The sequence below is a fragment of the Methylomonas sp. Uni0011 genome, from assembly GCF_056850255.1.
The window spans coordinates 1-12,059 of the sequence record NZ_JBVVNO010000027.1 but is presented as its reverse complement, the minus strand read 5'-3'; the positions used below and the strand labels follow the sequence as shown (position 1 = coordinate 12,059).

The window sequence follows — 12,059 nt, the reverse complement described above, 5'->3', positions numbered from 1 at the left end:
CAAGGCATGAGTAAACCGACTCACCGTCAAGTCGTTCTGGATACCGAAACCACCGGTATCAACCCGAAAGAAGGCCACAAAATCATCGAAATCGGCTGTGTCGAGTTGGTTAATCGCCGGCTGACCCGCAACCATTTCCACGTCTATCTGAACCCGGATCGGGAAATCGACGCCGGCGCGATTGAAGTCCACGGCATCACCAACGAATTCCTGCGCGACAAACCGCGCTTCGCCGACGTGGTGGAAGATTTCATGGCGTTTACCGCCGGCGCCGAGCTGATCATCCATAATGCGCCGTTCGACGTCGGCTTTTTGAATCACGAGCTGTCGCAACTGCCGCGCGAAGCCCGCACCGTGGAAAGCAACAGCAGCGTATTCGACACGCTGGCCTATGCCCGCAAAAAACATCCCGGCGCCCGCAATAGCCTGGACGCGTTATGCAAACGTTACGGCATCGACAACAGCCACCGGGAGTTGCACGGCGCGCTGCTCGACGCCGAAATTCTGGCCGACGTTTATTTGTTGATGACCGGCGGCCAGTCTTCATTGCTGGACGAGGGCGACCAGCAGGACGGCGGCAGCGAACGCGCGATTGTGCGGTTGCCGGCGGATCGGCCGCGTTTGAAGGTGATCGCCTGCAGTGACGACGAACTGTCGGCACATCAACAACGTTTGGCTAAAATCACCAAGGCTAGCGGCGGCGTCTGCCTTTGGCAGGAATAAACTTAACCGCAGTTACCCACCCCGATACCTCAACCGACAGCCCGTCTGGTCAAGGCCTGCGGAGCGCTAAAGTCGCTCAATACGGCTTTATCCAAGGTTTGCAAAAACTGTTCGATGGCGTGACCCAATAGACCGGTCAAGCCGCACCCATTTTCCAACGGGCAAAGCCCCTGCTTTTTCGGATTGAAGCATTCGGCCATCTGAAACCGGCCTTCGACTTCGCGCACCACATTACCGATACTGATTTCCTGGGCCGGCCGGGACAGGCGGATGCCGCCGCCTTTGCCGCGTACGGTTTTGATGAAACCCTTGACACCCAGCTTGTGTACCACTTTGACCAGATGGTTTCTGGAAATGCCGAAGAACTCGGCCAGCTCGGTAATCGTGACCAATTTTTCGTTATTGACGTTGAGATAAATCAGTACGCGCAGCGCGTAATCGGTGTGTGCAGTCAGTTGCATATCCAGTCCTCACAAAGCTGTATTTGAAATAAATGTTAATGGCGCTTACACTTGTCGTAAAGCTGCATTTAAAAAACACCTTAAAAACTTACCTGGCGGTGGTAACCGATGTTGATAGAACCGGTGGCGTTATCCGACTTTTTTCTGAGTTTTTTCAGTGCGGCGCTGATTATTTTGCTCGCCACGCTGTACGCGGCGCTATTTGCCTGGGGCAAGGCCAGCGGCCGCCGGTCGCTGGGCATTGCCGCGTGGATAACATACTTCGCATTGATGGTTTGCGTCGCTGTTTTTAGCTACGTCAACCATTTCAGCGACTATTGGCTGGTTCTGTCGCTGCTAATGGCGCTAGGTTACGGCTGGATGCCGCGCTTTATCTGGCAGTTGTGCGCAGCCACGCACCAGCCGGACCATCATCCCCCTCACCAAGCAGGAGACCACCATGACTGAACACATCCCACCGCGCTGGGCGTCGGAAACTTTCTGGAAGAAAACCGCAATCTGGGTCACCGGCGGCTCATTCGTACTGCTAGTGATTTTAACCTTCGACTCGTTGGCGAAAATTTCCGCCGGCGGCCCGCGGGTACCGGCTTACAGCGTGATCAACCAAGACGTCGGTTACCGTTTCGATAAAACCAAACAGCGTTACCAGCCCGTGATCGGCGCCGAAGCGCCCTTGTTCGGTAAAATCCTGAGCGAAGAGGAAGCTGAAAAACTGGTCGATCTGGGCAAAAAAACCGTGCAGGCCAAAAACTGCATGAACTGCCACACCCTGCTCGGCAACGGCGCCTATTATGCGCCGGATCTGACAAAAGCCTGGCTGGACCAGGGCTGGATCGCCAAAGAATCGCGTGAACAGATGATGCTCAATTTCCTGCTCGATCCGGAAAAGAACGCCCGCACCTTCGGTTCCAACCGCAAGATGCCGAACCTGGAGATCACCCCACAAGAGGCCGAAGGCATCGTCGCTTTCCTGAAATGGATGGCAGCCATCGACACCAACGGCTTCCCGCATAATTTCAGAGCACTCGGCGCAGAGGAATAAGACGATGACAGCGACAACTTTCCAAGACAAAGCGGCCGCCTGCTGGTCCGGCTGCAAGCAACGTCACGCTGAGTTCATGGCCAATCCGCATTTAAGCGGCGGCCAGAAACTGGCAGTGCACTACTTCACCGTCGCCATGGTGCTATTCATGGCGCAATTGCTGTTTGGGTTGCTGGCCGGGCTGCAATTCTTGTTTCCGAGTTTTCTTTACGAAATCCTGGATTTCAACGTCAACCGCATGGTGCACATCAACGCCATGGTGGTGTGGATGTTGTACGGTTTTATCGGCTCGGTCTACTGGTTTCTGGAAGACGAAAGCGGCGTCGAAATCGTCGGTCTGAAATGGGGCCAACTGGCGTTTTGGGTGCTGACCGGCGCCGTGACGCTGGTGGTTTTAGTTTACTTGTTCATCCAGTTCGGCGCCGGCAACGATACCTCGCTGTGGCTGATCAACGAAGGTCGCGAATACATCGAAGCGCCGCGCTGGGCCGACATCGGCATCGTCGTCGTGGTCTTGACCTTTTTCTACAACGTCGCCGCCACCTTTGCCAAGGGCCGGTGGTCCGGCATCGCCGGCGTACTGGTGCTGGACTTGGTGGCATTGGCCGGTTTGTATCTGGCCGGGATGTTTTACGTAACCAACATTTCGGTCGACCAGTACTGGTGGTGGTGGGTGATCCATTTGTGGGTGGAAGCCACCTGGGAAGTCTTGGTCGGCTGCATCATGGCCTGGAGCTTGATGAAACTGCTTGGCGTGCGTCGCCAAATCGTGCAAACCTGGTTGTATATCGAAGTGGCGCTGATGTTCGGCTCCGGTATTTTGGGCTTGGGCCACCATTATTTTTGGATCGGCACGCCGGAATACTGGTTCAGCATCGGTGGATTTTTCTCGGCCTTGGAACCAATCCCGCTGGTAGCGATGGTGGTGCACTCGGTCTACGATTCTGGCGTCCATCGCTTTAAAAACAGTAACCACCCTGCCCTGGCCTGGATCATCGCCCACACCTTCGGCAACTTCCTCGGCGCCGGCGTCTGGGGTTTCATGCACACCCTGCCGCAAATCAACCTGTACACCCACGGTACGCAATGGTCGGCCTCGCACGGCCATCTGGCCTTCTTCGGCGCCTACGCCACGATCAACATCGCCTTCTTTTACCTGGCGGCGCAGCAGGCGCGCGGTAAGGTCTGGATGGGCGGCGACCTGGTCAACGGCTGGCGCTGGAAAGCGGCGGCGATTTTATTGAACCTCGGCGTGCTAGGCATGACCGTAGCGCTGTTGATCGCAGGTTATGAGCAATCCTTCATAGAACGTGCCGTCGAAGGCTCGACCTGGGCCGGCTACTTCGCCGCGCAAAACCACCCGTGGTTTATGCAGGCCATGGTCTGGCGCATGGTGTTCGGCCTGATCACCGCGGCCGGCGGCGGCCTGCTGTTCTGGGATTTACTGGAAATCGGCAAAGGCGAACAACGGCCCGCCGCAGTAATCGCTAGCGCAGCCGAATAAGCGGTTATCGCTCAACCGGGCAAGCACAGACCGGTTTGCCCGGAATGCAGCTTCCGATCTTGTGCCGCGGCTAAAGCTGCCGCGGCACAAACACTGTCTTTAGCTTATTACCTCTGTCCGGCGCCCGGCCAATACGCCGTTCTGACGGTTCCAAGCCAAACGGCGCAGGCCCTAAAAATTGCAGGCGCTAATACAACCATCCCGGAACCGGTTCGCAAAAGTGTGACTACCCGGCCTTATTTTGCCTAATCCGTTTGTTGGATCGCGGAAATCTCTCCGATACTGTGCGGCACGAACGCTCGGCGTTCGGACAACCGATAACAACAATAACGAGAAAAACCATGACTTTCCTCTATAAACGCAATTTCGGGCCGATCGCGGCGGCCGCATTACTATTCAGTAGTTCGGCAATGGCCTCCTTCGTCAATACCTCGCCGCTGATCAACAGCTCGCGTAGCAACCGCAATGTCGATAACGGCTACGCCGGCTTGAAATGGACTTTGGGAGAAAGCTTCATTCCTGAATTGGTCGTCGGATTCCGCCATGCCAACATCAGCTCGAACGGCGATACCTATGGCGGCGATATTTCGTTTTCATTCCGGGTTTGGGGCGGCCTGCAGCCCGGACAAATAAGATTGAAATACTTTAACGGCGCCGACTATCTGCAAGGCGAGGTCGGCGGCGGCTACGATTTCAAAAACGGTTTTTTCGTCGGCATCGGCGGCAAAGCGCCTTTCTCCAGCGTGGGTTTGGATTACCAGTTTAACGGCCCGGTGCCGTTAGTTCCCTACTTCATGCTGGATTCAATCGGCCAGTACCGCAAGCCGGGCGTAAATTTCAGGATTATCTGTCCGGTGGCAGGACAACATTACAACCCGGTCACCGGACTCTGCGGCGGCGTAATCTGATAGCGCCAGCGGCGGCTGCATCGCCCACATCGGGAGTGTGGGCGAATCCCGGCGCCTGACGCTACGGCGTCGCCCAACGTGAGGCAACTGCCACGGAGCCCGCCGCAAGCCAAATCCTGTCAAATTTTTCGCCGGTCCAGCGGATGGTTGTTGAAGGCCTTGCGCACCTGTTGCCAATGCTCAATGACCACTTCTATCCGATTGGTATTCGCCGGCGTCAGCTGGGTAAAACATTCGCTGCTGCGAACGAAGGAGGCCAAAAAATCGGCCATAATGCGTTGCTGCGTCGCGTACTGGGCAATCGCATCGTGCTTGCGAGCGATCTCGGTCGGCGTCAAATCCAGGCAAACCCGGCGATGCCGGCGTAGCGGCAGATTTTCCGGCAAATGCATGGGTTGGTTGCTCCAATCCTCCGCGACGCCCCAATCCGAACCCGTAGGCCAATGCGGCCAATGCACCAGATACGCCAACATTTTCGGGTTGACCTGTTCGGCCGATGCTTGCGCCCGCCATTCGTGCACCGCCAACAATGCAAACATACCCAATCCGGCATGGTCGGAATCATCTTCCATCACATCCGGAAAACTGATGATGGTCGGTTTGGTCTCCTGCATGATCGCCACCAATTCTGCGACCAGATCTTTACCGTCTTGCGCGTAGCCCCAATCCTGGCTGTCGCGATACGGTACATGGTCGAACCCGGTGAATTGCGACCGAAACGGGCTGTTACGCCGCCAATGCGATACCAGAGCGGAATAGATCGCACCGTCGGAAAATCCCATTAAATCCAAGTGCAGGAAACCGTTGCCTAAAATCTGCGCCGCCCGGCGGGATTCTTCCAGCCGTTTTTCGCCGAATGCCAAATAATCGGCCGCAGACAAGCGGCTTTTGCCGGTATCCATTTTTACCGCATCGACATAGGCATCGCCGGATGTCACGACAACGGCTCGCACCGAGCCGCCTTTGGCAAACACTCGCTGAGTCAAACCGGCAGAACTAAGACTCTCGTCGTCCGGATGGGGAGCCAACACCAGTAAACGTTCGCCGACACCGACATCCAATGCGGATTCTTGCGCCAAGGCCGGCGCTATTGTCAGGCCCAGCCAACAGGCGATAATGCCAACGCCGCCAAAAACTCTCATAAATAACTCCTTTGTAATCCGGAATTCGTAATCTCTGCAATCAAACGCATCGGCACTCAAGTTAACCTGTTATGCCACTCGCACCATCCTGATGAGCCACCTCAGCGTACCTTTTTTTGAGCTGTGGACGCTCGACTTGACCGGAACCGGGACAAGTCGAGCCCTGAGCGTTTAACGTAAGTCGAAACGATCCAAATCCATCACCTTGGCCCAGGCAGTGGCGAAGTCCTGAACGAACTTCTGTTTGGCGTCGTCCGCCGCGTACACCTCGGCCACCGCCCGCAACTCGGAGTTGGAGCCGAAGATCAAATCGACGGGGGTCGCAGTCCATTTGACTTGCTTGGTCGAACGGTCAAGCCCCTCATAAATGCCATCACTGGCCGACTTGCTCCACTGCGTCGACATATCCAACAAATTGACGAAGAAATCGTTATTCAGTGTGCCCGGCCGGCTGGTCAGTACGCCGTGCTTGCTATGACCGGCGTTGGCATCCAGTGCCCGCATACCGCCGACCAGCACCGTCATTTCCGGTACGGTCAAGGTCAGGAAGTTGGCGCGCTCGACCAGCATTTCCGCCGGCGAATGCGCATTATCCTTGCCGAAGTAATTGCGGAAACCGTCGGCCTTCGGTTCCAACGCCGCGACGGAATTGGCATCGGTTTGCTCCTGGGTCGCGTCCATCCGCCCCGGTTTGAACGGTACTTGCACCTTGTAACCGGCCTTTTTGGCGGCTTCTTCCACCGCCGCCGACCCGCCCAGCACGATCACGTCGGCCAGCGACACTTTCTTGCCGCCTTTCAAAGTGCGGTTAAAGTCGGCTTGGACGGCTTCCAGTTTGCCCAGCACTTTAGCCAATTCGGCGGGATCGTTGGCCTCCCAGTCTTTCTGCGGCGCCAGCCGAATCCGCGCGCCGTTGGCGCCGCCGCGCAGGTCGGTACCGCGGAAGGTGGCTGCCGATGCCCAGGCGGTTCTGACCAGTTCCGGAATCGTCAAATCCGAAGCCAGAATCGCCGATTTCAGCTTGGCGACATCCTTGGCATCGATCAGTTTATGATCGACTTTGGGGATAGGATCCTGCCAGATAAAGTCTTCGGCCGGCACTTCGGCGCCGACGTAACGCGCTTTCGGCCCCATGTCGCGATGGGTCAGCTTGAACCAGGCTTTGGCGAACGCCGCTTCGAACGCTTTAGGGTCATCCAGGAAACGTTTGGAGATTTTTTGATACTCCGGGTCCATTTTTAAAGCCAAATCGGTGGTGAACATGATCGGCGGATGGCGCTTGCTCGAATCGTGCGCGTCCGGCACGAAGTTGTCGCCCTTGCCGTCTTTCGGAATCCATTGCGTCGCACCGGCAGGGCTCTTGGTTTGTTGCCACTCGAAGGTGTACAGCCAAGTCAGGTAATCGTGGGTCCAGCGGGTCGGATTGGTCGACCAGGCCCCCTCCAGGCCGCTACTGACCGTGTCGACCCCGTTGCCTGCACCGCATTTGTTGGCCCAGCCCAGGCCTTGCTGTTCGATGCCGGCAGCGGCCGGTTCCTTACCGACGCATTCGTCCGCCTTATGTGCACCGTGGGCCTTGCCGAAGGTATGGCCGCCGGCGATCAGCGCCACGGTTTCCTCGTCGTTCATCGCCATCCGGCCGAAGGCTTCGCGGATGTGTTTGGCAGCCGCCAACGGATCGGGATTGCCGCCGGGCCCCTCCGGGTTGACGTAAATCAGGCCCATTTGCACGGCGGCCAGCGGTTTCGCCAGCTCGCCTTTTTCGTTATGGCGTTCGTCGGCCAGAAATTTCTTTTCGCTACCCCAATTCACGACCTCGGCTTCCCAATCGTCGGCACGGCCGCCGGCAAAACCTAAGGTCTTGAAGCCCATGTCTTCCAGCGCCACGTTGCCGGCCAGCACCATCAAATCGGCCCAGGATAACTTGGCGCCGTATTTTTGCTTGATCGGCCACAACAAGCGGCGGGCTTTGTCCAGGTTGACGTTGTCCGGCCAACTGTTGAGCGGTTCGAAGCGTTGCTGGCCGCCGGAGGCGCCGCCTCGGCCGTCGAAGATGCGGTAAACACCGGCGCTATGCCAGGCCATGCGAATGAAGAACGGCCCGTAATTGCCGTAATCCGCCGGCCACCAGGGTTGGGACGTATGCAGCACCCCGGCGATATCCTTTTTCACCGCCGTCAAGTCCAGGGTTTTGAATTGAGCCGCGTAATTAAAACTTTGTCCCAACGGATTGGACTCGGCGGCGTGCTGGCGTAGCGGCGTCAAATCCAATTGCTCCGGCCACCAGAAGCTATTCATGGTCGGCTGCGATTCCTGGAACACCTGGCCGGCGTTCGATGCCGAGGATATGGCTAGCGCCAAGACAGACGCCAGCAAAATGGGTTTGGTTTTCATGGTGCACCTCTGTTAATTATTGTTAGTCAACGAAAATACGTACCGTCGATAGCTGAGTTTAGATCCCGCTACGAAATAAAACCGTAGCCGCTTAAACTTGGCTCCATCGCTCAGGCACTACCGAATTGCTGTACGGCGATGGCAAATAAACTTATCTGCCATTGCCAACGGTACTAGCGAATTATCCGTCCGCCCTTTGATTGTGCTCGGTGGCGACATTGAACCGAATAGAGCCCGCAATTTGAAATTGATTCCCTCGATAAGCCGATAGGCGGAATCAATAAGTCTCGCTTTATGTTGTTATCATTTGCGGCCGAAACCAACGTTTCCGGACTTTCCAACTAACGACGGGCAGCAAGCCATGACATTGCGCGAATTGAGCTATCTGGTAGCGGTGGCGGAATTTAGAAACTTCAGCCAAGCGGCCGAACATTGTGCAATCAGCCAACCCACTTTGAGCACCCAAATCAAAAAGCTCGAGGACTATCTGGGTGTGGACCTGTTCTTGCGCGACAAAAACAATGTGGACGTAACCGAAGCCTGTCGGGAGATTTTACCCATCGCCCGCCGTATACTCGACGACGCCCGCGCCATTCGCCAAATCGCTGCCCATGCCAGCGGCCGCCAACGCAACCAACTGTCACTGGGCGCGTTTCCGTCGCTGGCGAGTTACGTATTGCCGGAGTACGTTTTTCGCATCAAGCAACATTACCCGGAACTCAAATTGCAACTGGTTGAGGAAAAAACCCACGCCTTGATCGCATTGCTGCTCGACAAAAAACTGGACGCGGCCCTGCTGGCCTTGCCGATCGCCCCCGACACGCTGGACTCCCGCGTATTGTTCGAGGACCCGTTCACGCTGGCAGTCAGCGCCGATCATCCGCTCGCCGATCAGGCCGAAGTCGACCTCAACCAAGCCGCCAACGAAAACCTGCTACTGCTGGACGAAGGCCACTGCCTGCGCGACCAGGCACTGAAATTGTGCGACCCGTCCCGTTTCATCGAACACGATTTTCGGGCGTCGAGCCTGGAAACCCTGCGTTTCATGGTCAGGAACGGTGTCGGCGTTACCTTGATGCCGTCCGTGGCGATTCAGCCGGAAGACAAAGACATTCGGTACATCGACATTCGGCAACGCCCCAGTCGTTCCATTGCCCTGGTATGGCTCAAGACTCATCCGCGTATCGCGTTGCTGGAAACCATGGCCCAACTGCTGGCATACAAACCATTGCCCTGAGCACGCACACGGCTTTACTGACCCAAGCGGTCCAAGCTATGCTGGCGCGATAATGACGTCCAGCCAATATCAATTCCGAAGGAATCTCAACTATGTATCAAGAACCGTCAATACCCGAAACCGAACCCGGCAAGCGCTACGTTTTTGTCGAGCAGAGCGTGTTTATTCTGCTGGTTTTGTTATCTCTGGCCGGAATTTACATTACCGATTTCAATCCGGATGACGGCTACGGTTACTGGCTGGCTATGGTGTTCGTATTCGGCTCGCTTTCGGTGTTCGTGTCCTGGCTGCAGGCCAAGAACGGCGCCGCCGATTTCGGTCAGGTGTTGAGGGCGCAGGCGATGCATTGGCTGCATACCATCGTGGTCGTGATCGCCGCCGCGTTTTTGAACAAGTCCGGCCAATTGTCCGGCGTCAGCGCCGACTTGGTTATATTGCTGATTTTGGGCTTGGCGGCGATGCTGGACGGTTACCACATCGGCTGGGAATTCAGCTTCCTGGGCTTTTTTCTGGTCGGCTGCGCCGTGATCATCGGTTACGTGCAACCCTTTCTGTGGGCTTGCGGAGGATTCGCCGCCGCCATCGTCGCCGTGTCGTTGCTACGCAATTTCCTTGGCGCAAAAGTCCGCCGCCTCGACGGCGAGCAAACATGATCAGAACAATTACCTGGTTCCGGCGGTTAAACCGCAAAAACAAACTGGCGGTGGTCTTATCCGTAATCTGGATGCTGGCGGTACCGGCTTTCGTCGTCCCCTACGGCGACGAAGCGACCGGCCGGCTGGAACATTTTTTCTGGTGGGGCCTGTTTCCGGTGTTTTTATACTGGGGCCGCCATCTTTGGGTCAGAAAATGGCCGAACTGAACCCCAATTACTCATGGTAAAAAGCGGTATCCCCCTCCGGCCCAGACTATGAACCAAAATCCGCAGCATGCACCTGTCAGCCCCAGCCTAGCCGAAGCCGGCAAATTCTGGCTGAAACTGGGCTTTATCAGCTTCGGCGGACCGGCCGGGCAAATAGCGATCATGCACCAGGAGTTGGTCGAGCGCCGGCGCTGGATCAGTGAAAAACGCTATCTGCACGCCTTGAATTACTGCATGGTACTGCCCGGCCCGGAAGCCCAACAATTGGCAACCTACATCGGCTGGCTGCTGCACAAAACCCCGGGAGCCTTGATCGCCGGTGGCCTGTTTTTTCTGCCGGCGCTGTTGATTTTGATCGGCCTGGGCTGGGTCTACATGCGGTTCGGCGACTTGCCCGCGGTGGCCGGCCTGCTTTACGGCATCAAACCGGCCGTCACGGCGATCGTGTTGTTTGCTGCCTATCGGATCGGTTCGCGGGCCTTGAAAAACCGCTGGCTGTGGGCGATGGCGGCGGCAGCCTTTGTCGCCATTTTTGCGTTGCAATTGCCGTTTCCATTGATCGTGATTGCGGCCGGCTTGATTGGCGCCGTCGGCGGCCGGTGGGCACCGCAGTATTTTGCGATCGGCGGCGGCCACGGCAGCGCCAAGGCCAATTTCGGCCCGGCCGTGATCGACGACGATACGCCAACGCCAGCGCACGCCCTATTCAGTTGGGGCAAGTTCTACCGCCTGTTGGCGATAGGCTTGGTGCTGTGGGCCGGCGTGCTGGGCTGGCTGTGCGCAGAATACGGCTGGCAGGGCGGTTTGACCCAAATGGGCTGGTTCTTTACCAAGGCCGCCTGGCTGACCTTCGGTGGCGCCTATGCGGTATTGCCTTACGTCTATCAGGGGGCAGTGGAACACTACCACTGGCTGACGCCGCAGCAAATGATCGACGCGCTGGCGCTGGGCGAAACCACGCCCGGCCCGTTGATCATGGTGAACACCTTTGTCGGTTTCGTCGCCGGTTGGGGCCAAGCCTGGTTTGGCGCGGATTCGGCGTTTTTGGCCGGCAGTGTGGCGGCTGTCGTCGTCACCTACTTTACCTACCTACCCAGCTTTTTGTTCATTCTGGCCGGCGGCCCGCTGGTGGAAACCACCCACGGCAATCTGAAATTCACCGCCCCGCTGACCGGCGTCACCGCCGCCGTGGTCGGCGTCATCGTCAATCTGGCCGTATTTTTTGCTTACCACGTGTTCTGGCCGCAGGGCTGGAACGGATCGTTCGACCTGTTTGCCGCCGGGCTGAGTCTGGCCGCGTTACTGGCGTTGTTTCGGTTCAAACTCGGCATTATCCCGGTCATTGCCGCCGCCGCGCTGGGTGGCTGGCTGTGGATGCTTTGACCTAAATCTACGCAGTGCTTACCCTCGTGGCAGGTCGTAATCTCCAATGAATGTAAGAATCCCATCATCTGTGTCGGAATATGCCGAACGGCGTTTCTGGTGATTTAAAATTTACTGGAAACGCTAACGCTTGTTCCGGGCCACCTGGACTGACCGGCAAAGGGAGTGTTGACTAGCGGCCAATTGCCGTCCTTCGAGGTTGATCTCTGAATGTCCGGTATAAGTCACAGATTGCTCATTTAACATGGAGTTGTGGGGCTTCGCGCAAAGGTTATACCTTGGCTGCCTGTAGAAGTGAGATGAACTCAGAGAGGTTTGGTAACTCGTCATAGCATACTCCCTGAAGAATGGTGGGATCCCATGAGGCTTTGTACGCAACACATAGTTGGGCAACGATTTGCAG

At 56.8% G+C, this 12,059-nt stretch carries 12 protein-coding genes; 9 read left to right on the top strand and 3 right to left on the bottom strand.

Going from position 1 to position 12,059, the window contains the following annotated elements:
* Positions 1-6 precede the first annotated feature (6 nt).
* Positions 7-723 (top strand): DNA polymerase III subunit epsilon, encoded by a 717-nt coding sequence (gene dnaQ, locus AC0IM9_RS19285; protein WP_482805097.1) that lies wholly within the window; start codon positions 7-9, stop codon positions 721-723.
* Positions 724-752: 29 nt separating this feature from the next.
* Here the strand turns inward: dnaQ and AC0IM9_RS19280 are convergent, their stop codons facing one another.
* Entirely contained in the window at positions 753-1,184 is a 432-nt protein-coding gene (locus tag AC0IM9_RS19280; RefSeq protein WP_482805096.1) for an RrF2 family transcriptional regulator, read from the bottom strand.
* Between the two features lie 108 nt (positions 1,185-1,292).
* Between AC0IM9_RS19280 and AC0IM9_RS19275 the strand changes: the two genes are divergently transcribed.
* From AC0IM9_RS19275 to AC0IM9_RS19260, 4 genes are all read left to right on the top strand, one after another.
* A complete protein-coding gene (locus tag AC0IM9_RS19275; RefSeq protein ID WP_482805095.1) occupies positions 1,293-1,631 on the top strand; it encodes a hypothetical protein in 339 nt (112 codons plus the stop codon).
* Entirely contained in the window at positions 1,624-2,226 is a 603-nt protein-coding gene (locus AC0IM9_RS19270) for a c-type cytochrome (protein ID WP_482805093.1), read from the top strand. The genes AC0IM9_RS19275 and AC0IM9_RS19270 overlap by 8 nt, the downstream gene beginning before the upstream one ends.
* A 76-nt stretch (positions 2,227-2,302) precedes the next feature.
* Complete coding sequence (locus tag AC0IM9_RS19265) at positions 2,303-3,730, top strand: cbb3-type cytochrome c oxidase subunit I (protein WP_482805121.1); 1,428 nt, start codon at positions 2,303-2,305, stop codon at positions 3,728-3,730.
* Between the two features lie 341 nt (positions 3,731-4,071).
* Complete coding sequence (locus AC0IM9_RS19260; protein ID WP_482805092.1) at positions 4,072-4,638, top strand: hypothetical protein; 567 nt, start codon at positions 4,072-4,074, stop codon at positions 4,636-4,638.
* A gap of 119 nt (positions 4,639-4,757) precedes the next feature.
* Here AC0IM9_RS19260 and AC0IM9_RS19255 read toward each other — a convergent pair whose 3' ends face one another.
* Together AC0IM9_RS19255 and katG are read right to left on the bottom strand one after the other, a co-directional pair.
* Positions 4,758-5,780 (bottom strand): PIG-L deacetylase family protein, encoded by a 1,023-nt coding sequence (locus tag AC0IM9_RS19255; RefSeq protein ID WP_482805091.1) that lies wholly within the window; start codon positions 5,778-5,780, stop codon positions 4,758-4,760.
* 171 nt (positions 5,781-5,951) lie between these two features.
* Positions 5,952-8,174, bottom strand: coding sequence for a catalase/peroxidase HPI (gene katG, locus AC0IM9_RS19250; protein WP_482805090.1), 2,223 nt, complete (start codon positions 8,172-8,174; stop codon positions 5,952-5,954).
* Between the two features lie 361 nt (positions 8,175-8,535).
* Here katG and AC0IM9_RS19245 point away from each other — a divergent pair, with 361 nt between their 5' ends.
* From AC0IM9_RS19245 to chrA, 4 genes are all read left to right on the top strand, one after another.
* Positions 8,536-9,411 carry a LysR substrate-binding domain-containing protein gene (locus tag AC0IM9_RS19245; protein WP_482805089.1) on the top strand — a complete coding sequence of 292 codons (876 nt, stop codon included), beginning with the start codon at positions 8,536-8,538 and terminating at the stop codon, positions 9,409-9,411.
* Between the two features lie 92 nt (positions 9,412-9,503).
* Positions 9,504-10,064, top strand: a complete 561-nt coding sequence (locus AC0IM9_RS19240; RefSeq protein WP_482805088.1) for a hypothetical protein — start codon at positions 9,504-9,506, stop codon at positions 10,062-10,064.
* A complete protein-coding gene (locus AC0IM9_RS19235) occupies positions 10,061-10,273 on the top strand; it encodes a hypothetical protein (RefSeq protein WP_482805087.1) in 213 nt (70 codons plus the stop codon). The genes AC0IM9_RS19240 and AC0IM9_RS19235 overlap by 4 nt, the downstream gene beginning before the upstream one ends.
* A 48-nt stretch (positions 10,274-10,321) precedes the next feature.
* Positions 10,322-11,656, top strand: a complete 1,335-nt coding sequence (gene chrA / locus AC0IM9_RS19230; RefSeq protein ID WP_482805086.1) for a chromate efflux transporter — start codon at positions 10,322-10,324, stop codon at positions 11,654-11,656.
* Positions 11,657-12,059 lie beyond the last annotated feature (403 nt).